Here is a 23797-nt window from a genome sequence, read left to right as displayed (position 1 = left end):
GATGAGAAAGCCAATGTTAGGAGTATCAATGATGGCGGAAGCGGATTTTGTTTCTGCTATTTTGCCGTTGTTGCAAAATAATTCCATAGAAGTGATGGAGTGGTCTTTTGACACCCTTTATCATGCCCATGAACCGGATTGGCTTCACGATTTACTGAATTTTTACGCAGAAAATAACCGTTTGATAGGCCATGGAGTGTATTATTCTTTGTTTGATGCGAGATGGACAGAAAGGCAGGAAGAATGGCTAAAAAAATTAACAGAAGAAGTCAGTCTGCGGAAATACAATCATATTACGGAACATTTTGGTTTCATGAATACTGAGAATTTTCATCAAGGAGTGCCGTTGCCGGTATCTTTACATCCCAAAACTTTAGAAATAGGACAGGACAGGTTATACAGGCTTCAGGAAGCGGTGAATATTCCTGTAGGTATAGAAAATCTGGCGTTTTCATTTTCCATCGATGATGTGAAAGAACAAGGCGTTTTCCTTGATAAACTTACGGAAGGCACCAATGGTTTTCTGATTCTCGATCTCCATAATATTTACTGCCAGTCCTGTAACTTTGGAGTACCGATTCAGGAAATCATTAATTTGTATCCTTTGGATAAAGTAAAAGAAATCCATCTTTCGGGTGGGAGCTGGCAGGATAGTGTGTATGGGGACAAACAGGTGAGGAGAGATACACATGATGATGTTATTCCTCAGGATATTCTTTCTGTTTTGCCATCTGTACTTACACAATGTCAAAATCTGGAATATATTATTATTGAAAGACTTGGAGATACGGTAAAAACAGAAGAAGAAAAAGATAATTTCCTGAATGATTTTAATACCGTAAGCAAGATTATTGAAACTTCAGACTGGAAAGTGAAAGGAAAAAACGGCTGGAGTAAAAAGGAAATGAAACTTTCGGAAAAGCCTTTAGAAAACCTGGTTTTATATGAGGAGCAATCCAGACTGGCCAAGCTTCTTTTTGATAATGTAGAAGTGAAAGCCATTAAAGATCAGGATTTTCATTATTTTAAAACAGAAAACTGGGATGCCGAAATGATTCTTACCGCCCAGAACATCATTAAAAAATGGAATCCTTATTAATTCTATTCTGGTAACCAAAATCAAATTATATGAAAATGACAACACTAGTATTGATCATTACCGCTGTCCTCACTGCTTTGATAGGAGGACTTTTCTATGCTTATTCATGCTCCGTTGTGCTCGGGCTGGGAAAACTTTCTGATACGGAATACCTGAAGGCAATGCAGAGTATCAACCGGGAAATCCTGAATCCTGTTTTCTTTATGAGTTTTATGGGGACTGTAATCCTCCTTCCTGTGTCTACTTTCTTACTCCGCGGGCAGCAGCCTGTTTTTATTTTTCTTCTGCTGGCCACATTAGCCTATCTGATCGGAGTTTTTGGAGTAACGGTGGCGGGAAATGTTCCCATGAATGATGCTTTAGATAAGTTTGATATCTCCAATTCCACAGCAGAAGCAATCAGGCAGATGCGGGAAAACTTTGAAAACAGATGGAATTTTCTGAATAATATAAGAACAGTCTTTTCTGTTATTTCTATCATTTTTGTGATCTGTGCCTGCGTCTGGAACAGAGAGGTGTGAAAAATATAATGGAATTAAGTGAAAATACTTACCCATCAGATTCGGTATTTCTACGGATGTGCAGGTTTGGTTTTATTCGGATCTTTGTGTTGTTAGTATGACAGTTTTAAACATTTTCAATACTTTGAAAAAAAGATTATAACCAAGACGACTTAAATTCCCAAACAAGAGAAAAGGCAGCCAATGGCTGCCTTTTGTGTATGATAAGAATAATCTATCAGATCTTTAAAAGTTCAATTGTTCTTTCAGGGCTCTCAGCTGAGAAAACAGCATTTCCTGCAACCAGAACATCTGCCCCCGCTTCAAATAATTTGGATGCGTTGTCAAGATTTACTCCTCCATCTATCTCAATAAGTGCAGTGGAGTTGTTGCTTAAGATCAGATCTTTGGTTTCAGCAATCTTTTTGTATGTGTTTTCAATGAATTTCTGACCTCCAAATCCTGGATTCACACTCATTAATAATACAAGATCCACATCAGCAATAATGTCTTCAAGCATTAATACCGGAGTAGAAGGGTTTAAAACCACACCTGCCTTTGCTCCTTTACTCTGAATATGGTGGATGGTTCTGTGAAGGTGGGTACATGCCTCATAATGTACAGAAATAAGATCTGCACCATGGTTGATGAATTCATCAACATATTTCTCAGGCTCCACAATCATCAGGTGAACATCTACAAATTTTTTAGCATGCTGCTGAACAGTTTTCATTACCGGAAAACCAAATGAAATGTTAGGTACAAATCTGCCGTCCATTACATCAATGTGAAACCAGTCGGCCTGAGAATTGTTCAGCATTTCAATATCTCTTTGCAGATTCCCAAAGTCTGCAGATAAAAGGGATGGAGCAATAAGCTTCGTTTTCATTTTTACTTTATATTAGATATTTAGAGTCAGGAATCAAGAACCAAAACATGGTCAAAACAGGTGTTTTTATGTGTGTATTTCGGTTATCTTGAATCTTGTGTCTGGCATCTTGATTCTATTAATGATATTTCAGTTTCATTTCCGGTTTGATCTTAAGAACTGTTTCATAGATAAGTTTGATAACATTGCCTACATCTTCCTTAGATACCATTTCTACCGTAGTATGCATATAACGCAAAGGTAAGGAAATTAAAGCACTTGGTACGCCGCCGTTAGAATGGGCAAAAGCATCTGTGTCTGTTCCTGTAGCTCTGCTTGCAGCGGCTCTTTGGAAAGGAATTTTCTTTGTTTTTGCAGTATCAATAATCAGTTCTCTGATAGTATGGTGAACGCTTGGAGCAAAGAATACTACTGGCCCGGCACCACATTTCTGATCTCCTTCTTTTTTCTTTTCAATCATCGGAGTTGTTGTGTCGTGGGTAACATCCGTTACAATAGCGATATTCGGTTTGATGGTATCAGCAATCATGTCTGCTCCGTATAAACCTACTTCTTCCTGAACAGAATTGGTAATATAAAGCCCAAAAGGAATAGATTTCTTATTTTCTTTTAAAAGTCTGGCAACTTCAGCAATCATGAAACCGCCAATTCTGTTGTCCAGAGCTCTGCAGACAAAATATCTGTCGTTCATTTCAAAGAATTCATCAGGATAAGTGATCATGCATCCTACAAAAATTCCCATTTCCTCCACCTCTTTTTTAGAAGTAGCACCACAGTCGATAAAGATATTTTCGATTTTTGGAGTAGGTTCGTTTTGGTTGGTTCTTGTATGAATGGCAGGCCATCCAAATACTCCTTTTACAATTCCGTTTTCTCCATGGATATGCACAACTTTTGAAGGCGCAATAGTCTGGTCGGAGCCTCCGTTTCTGATGACATAGATTAAGCCGTCATCTGTAATATAATTTACATACCATGAGATTTCATCAGCATGCGCTTCAATCACTACCTTAAATTCAGCTTCCGGATTGATGATCCCGTAGCAGGTTCCATAATGGTCTACTTCTATTTTGTCCACATAAGGTCGGATATAGTCCATCCAGACTTCCTGTCCTTTGTGTTCGTAACCTGTTGGAGATGATGTGTTTAAATATTTCTCTAAAAATTTCAAAGATTTCTTTTCAAATTTCATAAAAAGGAATGATTTTTGCGTTTAATTTTTGTTCTTATAAGTGTAAAAATAATGAATTTTAGTAAGATTATCTGCCTTTTTGTTTTCTTTTTTGGAGTCAGTGTTTTCGGCCAGAAGGATGGTATAGTGGCAAAACCACTTAATCAGTATCCGCCTGAATCCCTGAAAGTGGATGAATTTGGTAATAAGTATTATTATGACGAACAGCAGAAGATTAAGGTGTATGAAATCAATGGTGAGCCTGTTGTAGTCTTAGACGAGTTGGTTTTGGTGAATAAACCACGATTTAATAATCAGTTGGATAAGAATTACTATTACTTCTTGAATAAAAAGCTGTACAGGGTATATCCTTTGTTTGTCACCGCGCTGCAACAGTACAGAGATATTCAGAAAGATATGAATGACATGGATAGTAAAGCCAAAAGAAAGTTTGTAAGAGAAAGACAGAATATGCTTGCTGACCAATATGAAAAACAACTGAGAGATCTTACTACAACCGAAGGACAGGTTTTTGCCAAACTGATGAACAGAGCTACCGGAAAAAATGTATTTGAGATTATCAAAGAATTGAGAGGTGGATGGAGTGCTTTCTGGTGGAATGTAAAAGGAAAAATGGCTGATATTGACCTGAAAGAGCGCTATGATCCCCATACCAACAGAAGTGATGAATTTATAGAATCATTACTACAGTCCAATTGGAACTCAGGGTATCTGCAGCCTTATCCCGGAGCAAATGATTTTAAAGTAAAGAAATAATATAAATTCCTGTAAGTATTCTTACAGGAATTTTTCTTTTAATTTATCGAATACAATTTTATCTATCGGAAGAGGAAAAGGATTGTCCGGTCTGTCAATGTCAATCCATTCTGTTTTTTCAATGCAGGGATCCAGAATAATAAAGTCTTCCTCATTAACGATGTCTACTATATAATAGATGGTAAGAAGTTGCTCATTCTCTTTGAAACGGGATACCAGAAAGTTCTCCTGAGTATAGAAATGTTCCAGAATATTGATTTTTACATTAAGTTCTTCATCAAACTCACGGTGCAGACATTCCAGTACACCTTCGCCATATTCCAATCCGCCACCCGGAAATTTCATTAAAGGTTCGCCGGCATATTCCTCAAATAAAGTCAGAACTTGTTTATCTTTTACCGCACAGGCATACACTCTAATGTTGATCTTATCTATCATATATATAATGTATAATATTTGTATAGCTAATGTAAGAAATTTTGTTGGAAAAAGCCGGAAGTTGGAAGTGTGAAGCTGGAAGTTTTTAACACTATTTATCCTTAATAATGTTGAATTAACTTATCTTATATATTGATTATTATTTAAAAAATAAAATTAATTAAGCAGTCGGCTGTAAACATCCAGCTTCCATCCTCAAGCTTCCTTCTACATCTTAATTGCATTAATCATTTCTCTTTTTCCCGGAGGTCCCTGCTTTTTTTCTACCTGGAAGTTGAGTTCCTGGAGAATTCTTCTTACACTGCCTTTAGAAGAGTAGGTTGTTAATAATCCGTTAATGGACATTTTGTCAGAAACCAGTTCAAATAATGGCTTTTCCCAAAGATCAGGCTGTACTCTTGCCCCAAAACAATCAAAGTAAACAAGATTAATTTTGGGCAGATCAATATGCTTTAGATCGAAAAAATCACATTCTATCTTTTTTAAGTTGAATCCGCTAATGATTTCTACTGGCTTTTCCCAATCTGCCAGATGAATTTTCTGATAAATATTTTTAAACTCTGGGTTATCAAAAAGTTCAAAGTAAGCTAAATCCTTAACTTCGGATTCATTTATGGGATATTTTTCAAGCGAAAAATAATTGATGACATGATTTTTGTCAGTTTTTAAATATTCATTAATTGTTACCAAAACATTCAAACCTGTTCCAAAACCGAGTTCTAAAATATTAATTTCGTAATCATTTATCAAATTTAGTCCATTTTTGATAAACACATGTTCGGCTTCCTGTAGTGCTCCGTGATGAGAATGGTAGTTTTCATTTAAATCATTGATAAACAATGTTTTACTTCCGTCGTTTGTGGTCTTAATCTCTCTTTTCAAGCTATTTTTTTGTCAAATTTACTCTAAAATTTTTATATTTAGAAAATTATGTTAAATTTGTAGAACATCGTAAAAATTTTAAAAAATGATAATTCAAAAAACTGAAAACTCCAGAATTTCTACATTTGACCCTAACAATTTTTCATTTGGTGGTACTTTCATTGATCATATGATTATTTGTGAGTATGAAGACGGAAAATGGGGAGATGTAAAATTAGTTCCTTACGGTCCGATTCCATTTACACCTGCCATGATGGGAGTAAATTATGGACAAGCTTGTTTTGAAGGTATGAAAGCCTATAAAGACAAAGACGGACAGGTTTTCCTTTTCAGGCCTGAAAAGAATTTTGAACGTATCAATAAGTCTGCTAAGCGTCTTGCTATGCCTGAAGTGACTGAAGAAATGTTTTTAGACGGATTAAAGGCATTGGTAGATATTGACAGAGAGTGGATTCCACAGGGGGAAGGAATGTCTCTTTATATCAGACCTTTGATTTTTGCTACAGAGGAAGCTTTGAAAGCAAGAGTATCTAATAAATATATGTTTGCAATTGTTGCAACACCTGCGAAAAGCTACTATTCTGAACCGGTATCTGTAAAAATCTCTGATCACTATTCAAGAGCTGCAAACGGAGGGGTAGGTTCTGCAAAAGCTGCAGGTAATTACGCTGCTTCTTTCTATCCGACACAATTGGCCATTGAAGAAGGTTATGAGCAAATTATCTGGACAGATGATGCTACTCACGAATATTTTGAAGAAAGTGGTACAATGAACGTATTTGTTAGAATTAACGATACAATTTATACACCTCCAACGTCTGAGAAAATCCTTGACGGAGTAACAAGAGACAGCTTCATTCAATTAGCTAAGAAAAGAGGAATCGAAGTGAAAATAGAACCAATTCCTGTGAAAACAGTAATTGAAGCTTTAAAGAATGGAGAACTTAAAGAAGTATGGGGAGTAGGTACTGCAGTAGTAACCACTCAATTCCAGGCTTTAGGGTACCAAGGTGAAAAATTGGAGCTTCCAAGATTATCTGATGAAGAAAGCTATGCTGCTCTTCTTAAGAAAGACCTGGTAGATTTACAAAACAACTTATCTGAAGATCCTTTCGGATGGAGAGTTACGGTAGATCATGCTTTAGAAACAGTATAATAGGATATAAATAGCTATATTAAAGCCGGGTTTTTCCCGGCTTTTTTGTATCTATGTATTCAAGTGTTATGGAGGAATCGTTGCATGGAAAATAATATATTGTTACATTCACATATTTCTTTGTCAAGTTTTGTAATTGATTCGCGAAATGTGTATTTTCGCAAAAGTTTATGAAAAAAATACTCTTCATATCAGCCATAAGCCTGTTGAGCTGCAATAGAAATGCACAGACGGCCCATCCTCCTGTAGGAGGTGTTTTAAGCCAAAAAGATCTGGATGTTTCTAGAAACAGGATGAAAAATCTTAATACTATAGAACGGGGCCAGATTCAGGATTGGATCAGTGGTCAGTCTGTAAAGTATTATCCTACGCAGCTTAATTATTGGGTGACAGTGGAGGGCTATGATCAAAGGGAAAGAAGAAAGGATGAAACAACAATTTCTTATTCTTATGATTTGTACGATTTTGACCAGACAAAAATATACGATCAGCCTTTTGAAAGAAAAGATGCCAGATTCGGGCATTTTGATGAACTGAGAGCGGTGGAGAATGCTTTGCGTTTTATACGTGATGGAGAGGAAATAACGCTTTTGGTACCGTCTTCTTTGGCTTACGGAACCTACGGAGACGAAAAGAAAATAGATAACGATATTCCATTAATCATAAAATTAAAAGCTCTATAATACATGAAATTGTTTAACAAGAATATAATTCTGGCAGCGGCAAGTATTTCGCTGATGAGTTGTACCCCAATTTATAAAAAAATGAACGTAGACAAAGAAACTTACGAAGGTCTTAATGACGGACTTTATGCCAATCTTCAAACTACAAAAGGTAACCTGATTGTAAAGTTTGAGGACAAGAAAGCACCAGTAACTGTAGCCAACTTTATCGGTCTTGCAGAAGGGAAAATCGACAACAAAGCTAAGGCTAAGGGAGTTCCTTACTATGATGGAACTATTTTCCACAGAGTGATCAAAGATTTCATGATCCAAGGGGGAGACCCTAAAGGAACTGGAGCTGGTGATCCTGGATATAAATTCGAGGATGAAAGAAATGACCTTAAACATACAGGAAAAGGTATTCTTTCTATGGCAAACTCAGGACCGAATACCAATGGTTCTCAGTTCTTCATCACGGAGGTGGCTACACCTTGGTTAGATGGAAGACACACCATCTTCGGAAAAGTGGTAAAAGGAAATGATGTGATTGATGCTATCGCTAACGTTGAAAAAGGAGCTCAGGATAAACCTAAAACAGATATCGTTTTAGAAAAAGTTTCTGTTTTCAGCAAAGGTGACGAATACAAGCACTACGATGCAGCTAAGACTTTCAACGAAGGAAAAGCTAAAATTGCAGAAAATAATAAAGCTTTTATTGCTAAAGAAGAAGCTGAAAAGAAGAAAAAAGAAGAAGAATTCAAAGCTAACCAGGAGAAATTGGTAGAAAACCTAAAAGCTGGTATGCAGAAAACTGAATCAGGTCTTTACTATAAAATCACCAAAACTGCTGACGGTAAAGCTCCAAAAGCGGGTGACAACGTATCTGTACACTATGCAGGTAAATTGGTAGACGGAACTGAATTTGATTCTTCATTCAAGAGAAACGAGCCTATCGAAATTCCAATCGGAATGGGAAGAGTAATCAAAGGATGGGATGAAGGAATCCTGTTATTGAAAGAAGGTGAAACTGCTACTTTATTGATCCCGCCGGCAATGGCTTACGGAGAAAGAGGGGCAGGAGGAGTTATCCCGCCAAACTCTTGGTTAATTTTCGATGTTGAGCTTGTAAAAGTAAAATAATTGAATCCTTTTTAAGATATGAAGCCGTCCCGATAAGGACGGCTTTTTTAGTTTAAATATATTCTGTAACGATCTGCGTATATGTTGCGACCTATTTTAATATCTGGAAAGTTTAATAATTTTTCTCATAAGAAGTAATCTTAAAATCTGTAATAACATTAAATAATGAAAACCAAATCACTTCTGTTTCTTTTTGTTCTGCTGTCGATGATGACTTTTTCGCAGACCAAGACAAATCCTGACGATGCTGCAATAAAAAAATCACTTACTTATTTTGTAAACAGTATTCAATCTAAACAGATAGATCAGGCGGTAAGCTGTATATATCCAAAATTCTTTACCATCATTTCAAAAGAGCAGATGACACAGATTTTGAATATGACTTACAATAATCCATTCATGAAAATTGAAGTACAGGATTTCAAGTTCGGAAATATTGAAAAACCTGAACTCATTACTGGGGAATATTTTTCTATTACTCATTATTTTTTGAAACTGAAATGTAATGTGAGTTCATTAAACGATGATATGAAAAAGAAAATGAGCAGCGCTTTAACCGCCAAATATGGGGTGAATAATGTAAAATATTTAGCCAATGAAAGTTCATATCTCATCAACGCCACTATGAAAGCCTGTGCGATTTCAAAAGATAGAAAGACTTGGAAATTTGTCGTTCTTGAAAAGGAATATAAAAAAGAACTGGTGAAAATCTTACCAAAGAAAGTTCTTGATAAATTTTAAAGAAGCTAAGCAATAAGCATCAACTTTTATTGTAAATTATTGATTCCGATAGTAATAGCTTACAGAGAAAGAGAAGCAGGAGGAGTGATCCCCGCCAAACTCTTGGTTAGTTTTTGATGTTGAGCTTGTAAAAGTAAAATAACCCATTGACGATACAAAATAGGCTCCCCATCAGGCAGCCTATTTTATTGTTGTCTTAATTAAATTAAAATTTTGTACTTCAACTAAGTTATTATAATGTATTTAATTACAATTTCTATAGGGGCGTATAGATAATATGCATAAATGCAGCACCTTGGGTATAAGAGAGTGCGCTCCCTGTTCTTGTTGAACAGAAAATTACATCTCCGGCATTAAGCAATTTGATATAGGTTCCTCCTGATGAAACTATATCTCCAATAAGATGGGTTCCCGGAAAAACCCATCCCGATATTGATGTGTTAATATATAAGGTATATAGAGACTTACTATTTGTATTTCTAACCTTTACTCCTGCTACAATCTGGTATATTCCTGTTTTGGCAACGGTATAGGAATTAGTAGATGCATTCCAGGTACCAGCATTGGGTTTATTAATATTAACTGAGCTGAATATAACCTTATGATCAGCTCCATTTCCTGACAGGGAAGCAGAAAGAGGCGAGTTTTGCTCCGCATGAAAGATGCTTTCAGGAATCTTTAATGAGCCCATAAAGTTATCGGCATTAATCTGTGAAATAGCCCCACCTCCATCTGCTACTACAATTCCGTAATTAGCAGCACTATTGACATAGTCTATTTTGTGGATTCTCACATTACCATTTACATCCAATGTACGATCTGGAGAATTAGTATTAATCCCTACATTTCCATTAGGAGTAATACTTACTCTGGAAGCGTTATTACTGGTCAGATTCAATGCATTGGCAGTAGTGGTCCCTATAAATGCAGATCCTCCTCCGATGTAAGTTTTCAGGTTGACAGATCCATTATTATGACCGATTCCAAAGCTATTATCCGGTGTTTGTACGGTAAGTTTAGTATCTGGATTGGCGGTACCTACCCCAAAGCGGTGATTAGCAGCATCCACAGAAACAGTGCTTCCATCCACAGAAAAAGCATTGACTTTGTTACCCGTAAAAGTTAAGGTATTTGAACCCTGTGTTACAGTCCTGTTTCCGGTAAGGCTGCCGTCTGCAGTATAAATATTTGTTGAGGCAGCCCCAGTGTCGCTGGCAGTAGATCTCCAGGATGAATTGGTAAAAACGAATTCCTGTATTTTACCATTAGGAATAGTAGTACCGTTTAAGGTAGCCCCAAACCCACCTGTTGTATTGTTATAGACAATTAAACGCTGGCCGGCATTAGGCGCATTAGGCGCAGAAATAGCCACTGTTGCTGTAGCAGTTCCTGTAAGTTGTACCTGGCTTACATTACTTGGGATGGTAGCTGCATTACCAGTCACAGCCAAACTACTTTCACGGGTAGTGATTGCTCCGTTTATATCCAGCGTTGTTCCCGGATTGGATGTATTAATACCTACATTCCCTTTTTGGGCATAGACTGACAGGTTTACCAATAGTAAACCTACTAATAATTTTTTCGAAATCATAATATGTGTTTTTAATTATTCTCCAATAGGAGAGTTATTTTTTTTATATGCAAATATCCTTGTTTTTTTAGTTTGTGGCCAAAAAAACACATACATCAAATATACATCATTCGCTGTTCAGCGCCATTTGGGCTAATATTGTTAAAAATTCAGACTTTTAAACCTTTGTTTAATATTGAAATGCTTTTTTATGCATCTATTGAACATTTCAACTTCCCTTAAATTATAAGTAATCCCATCAAAACAGATCTCTGAAAATGTAAATTTCATTTTTAAAGAAGTATGATAAAAGAATCCTTTTATGTTATAATTAAAAAGGATCTCAAAAAAATGCCTGGAAAATATAGCTGCTCTGATGGCAATACCAGAGATTGAATTTTACTTACGTACTGTAAAAGAAATCTGATTTATTTCTGAATGTGAAATATGCCATATCCTCTTAGGGGAGAGGAGGTTTTATCATACAAAGATTATTATGGGGTGGAAAAACGCTGACTTATCTATGATTTATGGAAAACAACTCCATTTAAGCTGCTTGGGATTTAATTTTTTCTGAAATTTTTGTATGATTTTTCACACATGAAAAGAGGAAATGAATAATGAGATATTTCTTATCTATAAATAAAATAAGGATAGGAATTTTATTCTGATCAGACATAAAAAAAACTATCCCAAAGGATAGTTTTTCAGTAAAAATAAATTGAAAGTTATATGTTTTGTTATTTTTTCTTCATACTTGTTCCAGCTAAGGAACTGATGAATACTAGGCCAAACCCGATATAGGCGGCAAATGCCGTCAGGTATATAATTAAGCTGTTAAAGCTTGGTTTTAGGGCGTATACCAACACAGAAAATGCAGCAAAACTTAATACCAGCAATAGGCTCCATATATGCAATTTTGCAGCATCTTCATTTCTCTTAAAAATCATTTCAAAAAAGGCTCTCATCATTACTCACATTTTAAGGGTTATACAATTAATTAAAAAATAAAGGCGTACTCATCACGGTAAAAAGAATAAATTCCTTTACTGGGCTAAGGTTCACGATGACTTTGCCATTTATTTATATCGTTATACCGGGCTTAAAGTCCGGGAAATTTTTGTTTTTTGAATCAATAAAGATTCTTTGCTATCGTGATACCAGTTAGATACGGGGTGCAAAATTGCTGTGAAAAACTAACGGGGGTTAATTAATCACGAACCCGTATCTTGTACGGCATCGTAGAAAAAAAAGGATTCATATACTAGATATGAAATTGAATCAGTGGAAAAACTGAAAATCCACAGAAAACCTCTTTTCTCATCCTTAGTGTTTTTTTAATTTTTTCTCAATATTTTACATGCTAATATCATGCCAAAGTTATATATTCGCGATCAACACTTTGTTTCACGGGATTGATAGAACCTGTACTGAAACATATTTTTATCTGTTATTTCCTTAAACAAAGAAAAATTTTCCGTTTTTCCTGCTTGGTAATTTGAAACGTAGAAAATATTACGGTGAAAATTTTTTATATATTTCTAATACGATCAGAAAAGTTTAGAAATGAAGATGGAGGTTTATTTAAAGTAAAACAGACTAAGCACGTTCCTATTAAATTTGTGTTATCTGTGAAATCATTTGTGGCATTTGTGTTTAATCTTAAAACCACTAATAACACTAATATCTTTACACTAATTTCACAAATAGACAAAGTAAAATTCATTGATAAAAAATATAGGTATACAGACTAAAGTTCGATCCTATTGAATCTAAGAGTTATGTACTATTAAAAAAAGAAAACCGCCTTTACAGACGGTTTCGGGTTTTTACCAGTTTTTATCAATCATATAAATAATCTGTGTTAAAGCTGTGGCGCCCAATAAGAGCTCTCTTCGGTTCACTTTTTCAAAAGTATCTTCTTCAGTGTGGTGAATATCGAAGTAGCGCTGAGAATCCGGCATCAATTCAGCTGCAGGAATGTCCATGTCGTGAAGGGGATAGAGATCCGTTCCTGAAAAGCGCTCTTCAAAATTGTAAACTCCGTAAGGAAGGAATAGGTTTGACCAACTTTTGATCTGGTTTCTTTTGGTATCATCCATATCCAGAGCAATACCTCTTGGTGCAAAGCCTCCGGCATCTGTTTCGATGGCAAAAAGATGTTTTTCATTCTTCTCTTTTACCGTTTTACCATATTGTATTCCGCCTTTTACACCGTTTTCTTCATTGGCGAAACATACCACTCTGATGGTGTGGTTATTTTGTAATCCTAACTTTTTAAAAGTTCGTAACACTTCGATGCTCTGTACAATTCCGGCACCGTCATCATGAGCTCCTTCACCTACGTCCCAGGAATCAAGATGTCCGCCTACCACAATAACGCTTTGGTCTTTTTTACCTGTAATTTCTCCGATTACCGAGTGGGAAAGTTTTTCCCCTTTCATTCCACAGTTGGAATTAAGTTTAGCCATTATTTTCTGGCCTTTCAATAAGGCTTCCAGTTCATCTGCAGTAGTGCTTCCGATGGCTACGGCTGGTATTTTGGAAACTTTATCTTCATAGCGCATTGCTCCGGTGTGTGGAACATCGTCAAAGGCTGAAGAAAGTGATCTGATGATGGCAAATTTCCCCTCTTTTTTTGCTGTTAGTGAAGCTGCTGTCGTTCTGTATTTTGCAGCGTCACCGTATCCTTTGAAAGTCTCTATGAATGACTGGCCGAAAGGGTAGTTGAAGAACACAATTTTATCTTTTACTTTTTCAGCAGGAAGTTTATCGTATTCTTCCATAGATTTTACCATAATGATTTCTCCCGAAATATCTTTTCCTCCGGTTCCTTCAGAATTTCCAAGAGAAAGCATTTTCAGACTTTTCCATTTTCCGTTAGGAGCCTGGATGTGCAGGGATTCTTTTCCTCTTACCCATACCGGAACCATTACTTCCTGAAGCCATACTTTATCAGCTCCGGCATCACGAAGTTTCTGTTCTGCCCATTTTACGGACTTTTCATAGGCTTCAGAACCGCTTAAACGGTGGCCTATATTTTTTGTAAGCTCTTTGAGCTCTGTATATCCTTTTCCGTTGTTCAGGATTTCTGTGGAGATCTTCCTGAACTGGATGGAGTCTTCTTTAGACTGGCCAAAAGCAGCCATTCCAAAAAGCAATAATGAAGTTCCTAGTATCTTTTTCATTGTTTACCAATTTTTATCAATCATATAAATAAGTTGTGTCATTACCGCAGAGCCCAATAAAAGCTCTCTTCGGTTGACTTTTTCAAAAGTGTCTTCTTCCGTGTGGTGAATATCGAAATAACGCTGTGGATCGGGTACCAGCTCAGCCGTGGGCACTCCCATTTCGTGGAGCGGAGCAATATCTGATCCGGAATATTTACCTTCAAAGTTGTACACCCCATAAGGTAGAAACAGGCTGACCCAGCTTTTGATCTGATTTCTCTGAGTTTCATTCATTTCCAGAGAAATTCCTCGTGGTGAGAATCCTCCTGCGTCTGATTCTATGGCAAAAAGATGTTTCTCATTGTTTTCTTTGGCAACTTTACCATATTGTTTGCCGCCTTTTGTTCCATTTTCTTCATTGGCAAAACAAACTGCACGGATGGTATGATTATTCTGAATTCCTAATTTTTTAAAAGTTCGTAATACTTCAATACTCTGTACAATTCCGGCACCGTCATCATGAGCGCCTTCGCCTACATCCCAGGAATCGAGGTGTCCGCCTACCACAATAACGCTTTGGTCTTTTTTACCTGTGATTTCTCCGATCACGGAGTGGGAGCGTTTTTCCCCTTTCATTCCACAATTGGAATTGAGTTTAGCAGTGACTTTCTGATTTTTCAAAAGAACTTCCAGCTCATCAGCAGAGGTATTTCCTATAGTGACGGCCGGTATTTTTGAAGTATTCTCGTCATAGCGCATGTTCCCTGTATGAGGAACATCATCGAAAGCAGAAGAAAGCGACCGGATGATGGCAAATTTACCTCCTTTTTGAGCGGTCAATGAAGCGGCTGTTCTTCTGTAAGGACTTGCGTCACGGTAAGAAATAAATGTCTGTACATTTTCCTGATGAAAAGGATAGTTGAAAAATACAATTTTACCCTTTACTTTTTCTGTGGGAAGCTGATCATATTCTTCCAGTGATTTCACCATAATAATATCACCGGAGAGATCTTTTCCTCCGGTTCCTTCAGAATTTCCAAGGGAAAGCATTTTCAGACTTTTCCATTTTCCGTTTGAAGTTTGAATATGCAGTGATTCTTTTCCTCTTACCCAAACCGGAATCATTACTTCCTGAAGCCATACTTTATCAGCTCCGGCATCACGAAGTTTCTGAGCTGCCCATTGTACTGATTTTTCATAGGCTTCAGAACCACTTAGACGATGTCCTATATTTTTGGTGAGCTCTTTCAGTTCATTGTATCCTTTACCATTGTTCAGAATTTCAGTGGAAATCTTTTTGAATTGGATAGAATCTTCTGTAGACTGACCAAAAGCAGCCATTCCAAAAAGCAATAATGAGGTTCCTAATATCTTTTTCATTGTTACCAGTTTTTATCAACCATAAAAATCATCTGTGTCATTGCCACTGCTCCGAGAAGAAGCTCTCTTTTGTTCACTTTGTCGAAAGTATCCTGTTCGGAATGATGGTAGTCGAAATATCTTTGGGTGTCTACAACAAGCTCAGCTAAAGGAATATCGAGTTTTTTTAGAGGTGAAATGTCCTGAATAGCCTCTGTTTGGTCAAAATCATAAACTCCGTAAGGAAGAAAATATTCTTTCCATGGAAAAACCAATCTTCTTCTTTGAGGTGACATATCTAACGAAAACCCTCGTGGAGAATAACCTCCGGCATCTGTTCCTAAGGCAAATACGTGTTTTTCGTCTTTCTTTTTTACATAAGCAGCATACATTTCACGGCCTTGTCCGCCGTTTTCACTGTTGGCATACAAGACCACGCGGATGGTATGGTTATTTTCATATCCAAGCGCTTTTAGCGTTCTTAACACTTCGATACACTGCACAACGCCTGTTCCATCATCAATTGCACCTTCGCCAAAATCCCATGAATCAAGCTGAGCACCTAAAACGATTACTTTAGAATCTTTTTTGCCGCCAATTTCAGCAATAATATTGGGATTTGTCGTATCTCCTTTTGATTCGGCGGTCATATTGATTTTTGCTGTGACTTTTTGTTTTTTTATGGTTCTTTCCAATTCATCTGCAGATCGTACTCCAATTGATAAAGCCGGGATTTTAACTTTATCGTCTGGTTCATAATAAATCATTTTAGCATGAGGAGTATCATCATTAGCAGTGGTGAGTGATCTTATAATTAATGCTTTCGCACCTGTTTTAGCAATTACGGAAGCCGAAATTAATTTTGATTTTGCCGTCAGTAAATAGGAATCACTGGTATTGATAATTTTTGGATCCATAGGTACATTTACGAAAACTATTTTGTCTTTTAACTGCCCTATTGACATTGCGTTCAGTTCTGAAGTGGAGTTGATTAAAACAATTTCACCTACGAAATCTTTTCCGCCTGTACCTTCAGAATTTCCAAAGGACAGCATTCTGATATTTTTCCAGTCTCCGTTTCCTGATTTTATCTGTAAAGATTCTTTTCCTCTGATCCAGACAGGAGCTTTGGCTTCTTGCCTCCAGATCATATTAATACCAATTTCCTTGAATTTTTTTTCTGCCCATTCCGCAGCCTTTGCATAGCCTGGAGTTGCACTGAAACGCGATCCTATTCCTTTGGTAAGTTCTCCGAGGTTATCATAAGCCTTACCATTGGTCATAATTTCATCTGAAATTTTTCTGAACTCATCATGATAATTGAATTTGGCAACAGTACCTTTTTTTGCCGGGCTTTTTTGTGGCTTTTTCTGAGAAAATAAAAATCCACTCAAAAAGAGTGGAAGTATAATGAATATTTTTTTCATTTTTTATTTACTTATCTTTTCCGTTGATAAAAGTAGGGAAAAATTAGTAATTTATTAAGGTTTCATGTCGTACATTAACAGGGCTGTAATCAACTTGGGCTCAATGAATGTACATTTCGGAGGCATACTTAATTTTAAGTCTGAAATTTTAATCATATCATTAAAACTTACAGGATAAATTCCGAAACCTACTTTTCCTTCACCACTGTCTACTTTTTCTTTTAAAAGGTTGATCCCGTTGATATTGGAAGTTCCTTTTACATAAGAAATAAGTTCAGAGCTATCCGGATCTTCAATTTTCAGGATGTTTTTGAAAATATATTTGTCCAGAAGATGGTGATCCAGATTGTCAAGAGACATTTCTTTGGAACGAAGATCGTGCTTCACGTGAAGAGAGTAGAATTTCCCATCCATATACATTGAAATATGGAATTTCTGAGAAGGGTAGTATGATGTTTCTCCTTTTTCGTGAATAAGGAAATATTTATCAAGTTCCTTCAGGAAGTCTTCGGGAGCGATGCCATTCAGGTCATGCAAGATTCTGTTATAATCATGAATCTTAATCGACTGATTGGAGACAATAAAGCTGTATACAAAGTTGTAAAGCTCTGTACCATTATGCTTTTTGTTTTTCTCCTTGTGGTATTTGGCGTTTATAGCTGTGGAACCAATTCTGTGGTGTCCGTCTGCAATATAGAATGAATCAATCTGATCGATTACTTCTTTAAACTGCTGCAGCTTCAGACGGTTGTCTATTCTCCAGATTTTGTGTCTGATCCCAATAGAATCCACATGATTGAAGATAGGAACATTTTTTTCCTCATGGTTCATCAGTAATTCAATTTTTGAATTGGCTGGGTAGGTAAGAAGTACAGGTTCTGCCTGAAGATTTACTTTTTCAAGGTAATGCGCCAGTTTCTCCTTTTTCTGAGGAATGGTACTTTCATGTCTTTTGATTTTTCCACTCCAGAAATCTTCGATGCTAGCTAATCCCAGAAGCCCTCTGAACACCTGTTTGTTAGGATAGATCTGCTCATAAAGATAATAGGCAGAGTTGTCCTGGACCAATTTCTTTTCGTCCAGAAGTTCTTCAAATGTAGAACGGATCTTTCGCAGGTTCCGGTCAATATCTTTAGATTTACTTACAACATAGGGTTTAATCATATTGATGTAAGTATTTTCAACTTGAGCTTTCTCTGCAATCTCTTCCTGGGTGAAATTATCCAGTGGATGGGTAGGGAAAGTACTCTCAAAGTCTCTATGAGGTCTTATTCCACGGAAAGGTTTAAAAACAGGCATATTTATCTTATAGTTTCTTTTTGTAGCTTAATAATTTGTTCTGCAAGTTCGATACCGATTTTTTCTTGCGCATCCACTGTGTTGCCGCCTACATGAGGAGATAGTGATAATGCGGGATTCATCAGTAAAGGGAGTTCCGGATTGGGTTCGTTTTCAAAAACATCCAAAGCGGCTCCGGCTATTTTTCCTGACTCGATAAAATCAATCAGTGTCACTTCATTGATGACACCTCCTCTTGCAGTATTTACAATATAGACTCCATCTTTCATTTTTTCAAACTGAGGGGTGTCTATAATATACTCGTTCGTTTTCGGCGTATTGATACTGATGAAATCTGCATCTTTAAGGAATGCATCCATATCATTGGTGGAAGTGATTTCAAAGTCGACAGACTGTCCGTTGAAGAAATTCAGGGTAAGAACTTCTGTCTTAGGGCTTCTTGTCAGAACGGTTACTTTCATTCCTAAAGCAATTCCTATTTTAATTACTTCCTGGCCAATACTTCCAAAGCCGATTACTCCTAATGTTTTTCCTGAAAGTTCATACGCATTGCTGAATGACTTTTTCATGGCGTTGAAATGAGTTTCTCCTTCCAAAGGCATGAGTCTGTTCGATTCGTGAAGGAATCTTGCCAGTGAAATGAAATGTCCGAAAACCAATTCTGCCACTGATTTTGATGATGCTGTAGGCGTATTGATTATTTTAATGCCTTTGCTTTTGGCATATTCCACATCAATATTGTCCATTCCGATACCGCCTCTTCCGATAACTTTAAGGTTCGGGCATGCATCAATCAGATCCTGTCTCACTTTCGTTGCACTTCTTACCAGAAGAACATCAACATTATTATCGTTGATAAAATTAATAACGTGATCCTGAGCCACTCTATTGTCCAGAATTTCAATTCCGGCTTCTTTTAGAGCATTTTCTCCTGCTTTTGAAATTCCGTCGTTTGCTAAAACTTTCATGAGTTATTTTATTACAGATTTTAGATTGAAGATGTCAGAAGCTAGATTTTGAGGTCTGTTATCCGACATCTGTTGTCTGATATCTTTTTATTTTTTCGGTCGCCTAATATAAGCTATTTTATTGACTTCATTACATCCACCAAAACCTGTACACTTTCAATAGGTAAGGCATTGTATAAGCTTGCTCTGTATCCGCCTAAGCTTCTGTGTCCGTTTAATCCACTGATACCTGCAGCTTTCCATGCGTTGTCAAATTCTTCTTTCTTGCTTTCATCTGTAATTTTGAAAGAAACATTCATCAATGAACGGTCTTCTTTTACGCAGAAAGTTTCAAATAGCGGATTGCTGTCAATTTCGTCATATAAAAGTTTGGCTTTGGCTTCGTTTCTCTGTTCTGCAGCAGCAATTCCTCCGTTTTTTTCAAGATACTGAAGGGTAAGTAAAGAAGCGTATACAGGGAATACCGGTGGAGTATTGTACATAGATTCTTTAGCGATGTGCTGAGAATAATCCAGGATAGAAAACATATTTTCTCTTCCTGTTTTACCAAGGATTTCTTTTTTAATCACTACCAGAGTAACTCCTGCAGGTCCCATATTCTTTTGAGCGCCGGCATAGATCAGATCAAATTTAGAGAAATCCAGTTGTCTTGAGAAAATATCAGAACTCATATCACATACCATCAGCGTATCCACTTCAGGGAAAGATTTCATTTGAGTTCCGTAGATTGTGTTGTTGGAAGTACAGTGGAAATAATCATATTCTGCACCTACCGTATAGTCTTTAGGAATAAAAGAATAGTTTTCTTCTTTTGAAGAGCCTACTACATCTACCGTTCCTACTTTTTTTGCTTCTTTGATGGCTCCGGCTGCCCATGTTCCTGTATCCAGGTAAGCTGCTTTGCCACCTACTTTCATCAGGTTGTAAGGAACCATTGCAAACTGCAGGCTGGCACCTCCTCCTAAATAAAGTACTTCATAATCATCACCAAGATTCATCAATCTTTTTACAATGGCACGCGCTTCATCCATTACAGCAACGAAATCCTTGCTTCTGTGGGAGATTTCAAGAAGAGACAATCCAATACCGTTAAAGTCCAGGATAGCCTGTGCTGATTTTTCAAATACCTCTTGAGGTAAAATACATGGTCCTGCGCTGAAGTTGTGCTTTTTGTTCATATTTTATTTTTTTTGATGCTTCCGGATTTTACATTCCTTCTGCTTTATTTTTGGTTAAATGAGAGTTTGGGTCAAAAAAAGCCGCCTCACAGATCATGAGACGGAATTTTTTTATTCGCCGTGTAAGAATGCTTTTTTATTAAGAAGAGCATCTTCTGATTCTACGTGATCCTCGTCAGGTACGCAGCAGTCCACCGGACATACAGCAGCACACTGAGGTTCTTCATGGAATCCTTTACATTCTGTACATTTATCAGTTACAATGAAGTATACGTCATCACTTACAGGTTCCTGTGGAGCGTTGGCATCTACAGTAAGTCCCGACGGCATCGTAATAGTACCTTGAAGAGCCGTTCCGTCAGAAGCTTTCCAATCTACAGCTCCTTCATATATTGCATTATTTGGACATTCCGGTTCACAAGCCCCGCAGTTAATGCATTCATCAGTTATTTTAATAGCCATCGCTAATTTTTTTTAAATTTGCACAAAATTACAAAATATTCCCCAATTTTAAAGTAATTATGAATACCGAAAATCAAGTTTTAGGACTTATTAAATTAAGTGATTATATAAAAGCGTTTTTAGCGAAGAAACCGGAAGATCACAATGAAGATGATGTTGATATTGAATTATTGTTAAAAAGATCTGAAATAGAGAATCCGTGGTTTACCATTGATAATCAGAAATTTGCTTTACAGCAATGGACAGATCTTTTGACTGAAGAGAATATCAAAAACTGGCTTGGAAATTATTCCATCTCTAAAATTTCAAAAAGAGTTGGACTTATTTTAGCAGGAAATATCCCTTTGGTAGGGTTTCACGATGTGATTTCTGTTGTTTTGAGCAATCATATTCCTGTGATTAAGCTGTCTTCAAAGGATAAGTATATGATTCCGTTTTTATTAAAAAAATGGAGTGCGTTTTCTAATGAAAATGTAACTTTTGAATTTGTAGAAAAATTAGAAAATTTCGATGCCGTTATTGCTACAGGAAGTAACAATACTGCGAGATATCTTGAATATTATTTTAAAAATCATTTAAGTATTATCCGCAAAAACAGAACTTCTGTTGCTGTGCTGAAGGGTGATGAAACGAATGAGGAACTGCAGTTATTAGCAAAAGATATTTTTCAGTATTTTGGCTTAGGATGCAGAAATGTAACGAGAATTTTTATTCCGAAAGATTTTGTGATTGACAGACTGTTTGAAAGCTTCTTAGGTTTCCAGGATATTATCAATCATAATAAATATGCCAACAATTATGACTATAACCGAGCTGTTTATCTTTTAAATCAGGATAAATTCTGGGATAATAATTTTGTGATGCTGAAAGAAGATGATAAACTGTTCAGCCCACTTTCTGTAATTAATTTCAGCAGATATGAATCTTTGGATGATGTAAAAGCTTTTATTGCAGAAAATGAAGAAAATATTCAATGTGTAGTAGCAAAAGAAGAGGCAGGATTGAATGCAATAGCTTTTGGTGAAGCACAAAATCCAGGCCTGGATACCTACGCTGATAACGTAGATACAATGAAATTTTTAGAACTGGTCTGATTTTCGTATCTTCCATCACTTATTTCACCAGAACAAAAATGAATACTATGAGAAAATTATTGCTCGGACTTGCTCTTGTAGGTGGACAGTTGATTTTTGCACAGAAAGTAACAGGTGCAAAGGTTGAAAACAGTCCCAAAAAAGAGCAGCAGGCCAGTATAAGTAAGGAAAAGATCAGTTTGTATAACGATAACTTCCTTAAGTTTATTGATGCTTTACAGGCTTCTGACCGTAAGACTATTGATGGATTGCTTTCTGAGAAAGTGAAGGAAATTGTAACGGATAATGTTCTTAAAAAAGTTAAAGATGGCATTGATCCCAATAAAAAGCTTGAAATCTTAAAAGCAGGATATTACAAGACAATGGATGGCTTGAATCATCCGAGTATTAAATATAAATACGTAGGAGAATCATCTTCCAAAGAGGCTATTACAGCTGTATTTGAAGATGATGGAAAGATTTTAGGGGTATTGCCTGCGAAATAAACTTATTTTCGATTAAATAAAAAATATTAACTATGATGACAGATGTTTTAGTCGCTCATTCTTCGGATGTGGAGAAAGCGAATTTTTACAAGAAGACGTATTTGCATGTTGCTTTATCGATTCTTGCTTTTATTGGAGTTGAAACGATATTATTAAAAACTGTTCCGGCAGAACTTATTGCAATGATGTTCGGTCAGAGATATATCTGGTTACTGATCATTGGAGTTTTCTGGTTAGCTTCTGTTTTGGCTTCAAAATGGTCTCTTTCACAGAGTAAATCCACTCAGTATCTGGGATTAGGATTTTATATCTTGCTGGAAGCAATTATCTTCATGCCTCTGCTTTTTATTGCAACAAATATTGAAGGGGGAGCTAATGTGATTTTCCAGGCTGCTACCTTAACAATTGCTATGTTTGCAGGGATTTCAGCAGTAGCATTTACCTCTAAAAGAGACTTTTCTTTCTTAAGAAATATCATTGTAATCGGAGGATTTATTTCAATCGGACTGATTGTTGGAGGAATGATCTTTGGTTTTAACCTTGGGCTGTGGTTTTCAGTAGGGATGGTAATCCTTGCTTCGGCTACCATTTTATATCAGACCAGTAAACTGAAAGATTCATATGGTACCAACCAATATGTTGGAGCAGCCTTGCAGCTTTTTGCTTCCATTATGCTTTTGTTCTGGTATATCCTAAATATTCTGATGAGCAGAAGAAACTAATTGATAAATTATTTTAGCTTTTAAATAATAGTCCCGGTGAATTTTCATCGGGATTTTTTTATACAGATATTTTTAAACACAAATGGCACAAATGATTTCACGGATAACACAAATTTAATAGGAATGGACTTTAGTCTCTTTACTTTAAATAAACCCTCATCAATGGCTTTCGCCGAAACTTATAAGTATCCCACAGATTCCACAGATTGACACGGATGCTTGCGTATATTTATTTGTGTTATTTGTGAAGGAATATTTGTGTTACTTGTGGTTTTGAAAAATCAAATACAAAGTTCGCAAATGTTTTCACGAATAACATGAATTCAATAAGATTAATAGGAGCAGGCTTTAGCCCGTTTTGTATAGATATCTTCCAACAGCTTTCGCCGGAACTTATAAGTATCCCACAAATTCCACAGATTGATACGGATACTTGCGTATATTTATTTGTGAAGGAATATTTGTGTTACTTGTGGTTTTGAAAAATCAAATACAAAGTTCGCAAATGTTTTCACGAATGACATGAATTCAATAAGATCAATAGGAGCGGGCTTTAGCCCGTTTTATATTGTATAGATATCTTCCAACGGCTTTAGCCAAAACTTATA

The 23797-nt window shown here is 36.4% G+C and carries 23 protein-coding genes; 10 read left to right on the top strand and 13 right to left on the bottom strand.

Going from position 1 to position 23797, the window contains the following annotated elements; translation table 11 throughout:
- Position 1 precedes the first annotated feature (1 nt).
- Together chrH and chrI are read left to right on the top strand one after the other, a co-directional pair.
- A complete protein-coding gene (gene chrH, locus ACWPWS_RS07130; protein WP_454046028.1) occupies positions 2–1099 on the top strand; it encodes an MNIO family chryseobactin maturase in 1098 nt (365 codons plus the stop codon).
- Positions 1100–1134: 35 nt separating this feature from the next.
- Entirely contained in the window at positions 1135–1620 is a 486-nt protein-coding gene (chrI, locus tag ACWPWS_RS07125) for a chryseobasin maturation helper ChrI (RefSeq protein WP_454046027.1), read from the top strand.
- A 217-nt stretch (positions 1621–1837) separates the two neighbouring features.
- On the opposite strand, the gene rpe is transcribed toward chrI, so the two are convergent.
- Complete coding sequence (gene rpe, locus ACWPWS_RS07120) at positions 1838–2488, bottom strand: ribulose-phosphate 3-epimerase (RefSeq protein WP_126650401.1); 651 nt, start codon at positions 2486–2488, stop codon at positions 1838–1840.
- 118 nt (positions 2489–2606) lie between these two features.
- Entirely contained in the window at positions 2607–3680 is a 1074-nt protein-coding gene (chrP, locus tag ACWPWS_RS07115) for a chryseobasin maturation metalloprotease ChrP (RefSeq protein ID WP_062670358.1), read from the bottom strand.
- Positions 3681–3731: 51 nt separating this feature from the next.
- Between chrP and ACWPWS_RS07110 the strand changes: the two genes are divergently transcribed.
- On the top strand, positions 3732–4436 hold the full coding sequence (locus tag ACWPWS_RS07110; RefSeq protein ID WP_209784808.1) for a DUF4294 domain-containing protein: 705 nt from the start codon (positions 3732–3734) through the stop codon (positions 4434–4436).
- 21 nt (positions 4437–4457) lie between these two features.
- Here the strand turns inward: ACWPWS_RS07110 and ACWPWS_RS07105 are convergent, their stop codons facing one another.
- Together ACWPWS_RS07105 and mnmD are read right to left on the bottom strand one after the other, a co-directional pair.
- On the bottom strand, positions 4458–4874 hold the full coding sequence (locus tag ACWPWS_RS07105) for an NUDIX domain-containing protein (RefSeq protein WP_142015296.1): 417 nt from the start codon (positions 4872–4874) through the stop codon (positions 4458–4460).
- A 207-nt stretch (positions 4875–5081) separates the two neighbouring features.
- Complete coding sequence (gene mnmD, locus ACWPWS_RS07100) at positions 5082–5756, bottom strand: tRNA (5-methylaminomethyl-2-thiouridine)(34)-methyltransferase MnmD (protein ID WP_105682660.1); 675 nt, start codon at positions 5754–5756, stop codon at positions 5082–5084.
- Positions 5757–5841: 85 nt separating this feature from the next.
- Between mnmD and ACWPWS_RS07095 the strand changes: the two genes are divergently transcribed.
- The 4 genes from ACWPWS_RS07095 (at position 5842) to ACWPWS_RS07080 (ending at position 9455) form a co-directional block, all read left to right on the top strand.
- A complete protein-coding gene (locus tag ACWPWS_RS07095) occupies positions 5842–6912 on the top strand; it encodes a branched-chain amino acid aminotransferase (protein WP_105682659.1) in 1071 nt (356 codons plus the stop codon).
- 170 nt (positions 6913–7082) lie between these two features.
- A complete protein-coding gene (locus ACWPWS_RS07090) occupies positions 7083–7595 on the top strand; it encodes an FKBP-type peptidyl-prolyl cis-trans isomerase (RefSeq protein ID WP_454046026.1) in 513 nt (170 codons plus the stop codon).
- An 81-nt stretch (positions 7596–7676) separates the two neighbouring features.
- A complete protein-coding gene (locus tag ACWPWS_RS07085) occupies positions 7677–8714 on the top strand; it encodes a peptidylprolyl isomerase (RefSeq protein ID WP_245169878.1) in 1038 nt (345 codons plus the stop codon).
- Positions 8715–8879: 165 nt separating this feature from the next.
- Complete coding sequence (locus ACWPWS_RS07080; RefSeq protein ID WP_454046025.1) at positions 8880–9455, top strand: hypothetical protein; 576 nt, start codon at positions 8880–8882, stop codon at positions 9453–9455.
- A 256-nt stretch (positions 9456–9711) separates the two neighbouring features.
- Here the strand turns inward: ACWPWS_RS07080 and ACWPWS_RS07075 are convergent, their stop codons facing one another.
- The 9 genes from ACWPWS_RS07075 to ACWPWS_RS07035 form a co-directional block, all read right to left on the bottom strand.
- Positions 9712–11046, bottom strand: a complete 1335-nt coding sequence (locus ACWPWS_RS07075) for a hypothetical protein (protein ID WP_454046024.1) — start codon at positions 11044–11046, stop codon at positions 9712–9714.
- Positions 11047–11765: 719 nt separating this feature from the next.
- Positions 11766–11996: a hypothetical protein gene (locus ACWPWS_RS07070; RefSeq protein WP_209784804.1), complete on the bottom strand. Its 231-nt coding sequence runs from the start codon at positions 11994–11996 to the stop codon at positions 11766–11768.
- Positions 11997–12854: 858 nt separating this feature from the next.
- Positions 12855–14213: a M20/M25/M40 family metallo-hydrolase gene (locus ACWPWS_RS07065; protein WP_454046023.1), complete on the bottom strand. Its 1359-nt coding sequence runs from the start codon at positions 14211–14213 to the stop codon at positions 12855–12857.
- A 3-nt stretch (positions 14214–14216) separates the two neighbouring features.
- The gene (locus ACWPWS_RS07060) at positions 14217–15575 is read right to left on the bottom strand and encodes a M20/M25/M40 family metallo-hydrolase (protein WP_454046022.1); all 1359 of its coding nucleotides are present in this window, start codon (positions 15573–15575) and stop codon (positions 14217–14219) included.
- 2 nt (positions 15576–15577) lie between these two features.
- Positions 15578–16981 (bottom strand): M28 family peptidase, encoded by a 1404-nt coding sequence (locus tag ACWPWS_RS07055; protein WP_454046021.1) that lies wholly within the window; start codon positions 16979–16981, stop codon positions 15578–15580.
- 54 nt (positions 16982–17035) lie between these two features.
- On the bottom strand, positions 17036–18280 hold the full coding sequence (locus ACWPWS_RS07050; RefSeq protein ID WP_209784800.1) for a DUF1015 domain-containing protein: 1245 nt from the start codon (positions 18278–18280) through the stop codon (positions 17036–17038).
- 2 nt (positions 18281–18282) lie between these two features.
- Positions 18283–19248: a D-2-hydroxyacid dehydrogenase gene (locus ACWPWS_RS07045; protein WP_454046020.1), complete on the bottom strand. Its 966-nt coding sequence runs from the start codon at positions 19246–19248 to the stop codon at positions 18283–18285.
- A gap of 113 nt (positions 19249–19361) precedes the next feature.
- Positions 19362–20426 (bottom strand): 3-phosphoserine/phosphohydroxythreonine transaminase, encoded by a 1065-nt coding sequence (gene serC, locus ACWPWS_RS07040; RefSeq protein ID WP_209784798.1) that lies wholly within the window; start codon positions 20424–20426, stop codon positions 19362–19364.
- Positions 20427–20537: 111 nt separating this feature from the next.
- Positions 20538–20888 carry a 4Fe-4S binding protein gene (locus tag ACWPWS_RS07035; RefSeq protein WP_105682647.1) on the bottom strand — a complete coding sequence of 117 codons (351 nt, stop codon included), beginning with the start codon at positions 20886–20888 and terminating at the stop codon, positions 20538–20540.
- A 59-nt stretch (positions 20889–20947) separates the two neighbouring features.
- Between ACWPWS_RS07035 and ACWPWS_RS07030 the strand changes: the two genes are divergently transcribed.
- The 3 genes from ACWPWS_RS07030 to ACWPWS_RS07020 are packed head-to-tail and all read left to right on the top strand — an operon-like array spanning position 20948 to position 23189.
- Entirely contained in the window at positions 20948–21982 is a 1035-nt protein-coding gene (locus tag ACWPWS_RS07030; RefSeq protein WP_454046019.1) for an acyl-CoA reductase, read from the top strand.
- Between the two features lie 47 nt (positions 21983–22029).
- Positions 22030–22467: a peptidylprolyl isomerase gene (locus tag ACWPWS_RS07025; protein ID WP_454046018.1), complete on the top strand. Its 438-nt coding sequence runs from the start codon at positions 22030–22032 to the stop codon at positions 22465–22467.
- Between the two features lie 32 nt (positions 22468–22499).
- Positions 22500–23189, top strand: a complete 690-nt coding sequence (locus ACWPWS_RS07020) for a Bax inhibitor-1/YccA family protein (RefSeq protein ID WP_105682644.1) — start codon at positions 22500–22502, stop codon at positions 23187–23189.
- The last annotated feature ends 608 nt before the right edge of the window (positions 23190–23797 follow it).

This window comes from Chryseobacterium sp. Marseille-Q8038 (assembly GCF_965111995.1).
The sequence above is the reverse complement of the archived record's forward strand: the minus strand, read 5'-3'. Positions and strand labels throughout refer to the sequence as shown.

Bases quoted from the DNA above. Each gene is read 5' to 3' on its own strand.
- ACWPWS_RS07095 (WP_105682659.1), top strand. From the start codon at position 5,842: ATGATAATTCAAAAAACTGAAAACTCCAGAATTTCTACATTTGACCCT.
- ACWPWS_RS07035 (WP_105682647.1), bottom strand. From the start codon at position 20,888: ATGGCTATTAAAATAACTGATGAATGCATTAACTGCGGGGCTTGTGAA.
- chrH (WP_454046028.1), top strand. From the start codon at position 2: ATGAGAAAGCCAATGTTAGGAGTATCAATGATGGCGGAAGCGGATTTT.
- ACWPWS_RS07020 (WP_105682644.1), top strand. From the start codon at position 22,500: ATGATGACAGATGTTTTAGTCGCTCATTCTTCGGATGTGGAGAAAGCG.
- chrP (WP_062670358.1), bottom strand. From the start codon at position 3,680: ATGAAATTTGAAAAGAAATCTTTGAAATTTTTAGAGAAATATTTAAAC.
- ACWPWS_RS07065 (WP_454046023.1), bottom strand. From the start codon at position 14,213: ATGAAAAAGATACTAGGAACTTCATTATTGCTTTTTGGAATGGCTGCT.
- ACWPWS_RS07055 (WP_454046021.1), bottom strand. From the start codon at position 16,981: ATGAAAAAAATATTCATTATACTTCCACTCTTTTTGAGTGGATTTTTA.
- ACWPWS_RS07075 (WP_454046024.1), bottom strand. From the start codon at position 11,046: ATGATTTCGAAAAAATTATTAGTAGGTTTACTATTGGTAAACCTGTCA.
- chrI (WP_454046027.1), top strand. From the start codon at position 1,135: ATGACAACACTAGTATTGATCATTACCGCTGTCCTCACTGCTTTGATA.
- ACWPWS_RS07110 (WP_209784808.1), top strand. From the start codon at position 3,732: ATGAATTTTAGTAAGATTATCTGCCTTTTTGTTTTCTTTTTTGGAGTC.
- ACWPWS_RS07045 (WP_454046020.1), bottom strand. From the start codon at position 19,248: ATGAAAGTTTTAGCAAACGACGGAATTTCAAAAGCAGGAGAAAATGCT.
- ACWPWS_RS07090 (WP_454046026.1), top strand. From the start codon at position 7,083: ATGAAAAAAATACTCTTCATATCAGCCATAAGCCTGTTGAGCTGCAAT.
- ACWPWS_RS07080 (WP_454046025.1), top strand. From the start codon at position 8,880: ATGAAAACCAAATCACTTCTGTTTCTTTTTGTTCTGCTGTCGATGATG.
- ACWPWS_RS07025 (WP_454046018.1), top strand. From the start codon at position 22,030: ATGAGAAAATTATTGCTCGGACTTGCTCTTGTAGGTGGACAGTTGATT.
- ACWPWS_RS07030 (WP_454046019.1), top strand. From the start codon at position 20,948: ATGAATACCGAAAATCAAGTTTTAGGACTTATTAAATTAAGTGATTAT.
- ACWPWS_RS07085 (WP_245169878.1), top strand. From the start codon at position 7,677: ATGAACGTAGACAAAGAAACTTACGAAGGTCTTAATGACGGACTTTAT.
- serC (WP_209784798.1), bottom strand. From the start codon at position 20,426: ATGAACAAAAAGCACAACTTCAGCGCAGGACCATGTATTTTACCTCAA.
- ACWPWS_RS07060 (WP_454046022.1), bottom strand. From the start codon at position 15,575: ATGAAAAAGATATTAGGAACCTCATTATTGCTTTTTGGAATGGCTGCT.
- ACWPWS_RS07070 (WP_209784804.1), bottom strand. From the start codon at position 11,996: ATGATGAGAGCCTTTTTTGAAATGATTTTTAAGAGAAATGAAGATGCT.
- rpe (WP_126650401.1), bottom strand. From the start codon at position 2,488: ATGAAAACGAAGCTTATTGCTCCATCCCTTTTATCTGCAGACTTTGGG.
- ACWPWS_RS07105 (WP_142015296.1), bottom strand. From the start codon at position 4,874: ATGATAGATAAGATCAACATTAGAGTGTATGCCTGTGCGGTAAAAGAT.
- ACWPWS_RS07050 (WP_209784800.1), bottom strand. From the start codon at position 18,280: ATGCCTGTTTTTAAACCTTTCCGTGGAATAAGACCTCATAGAGACTTT.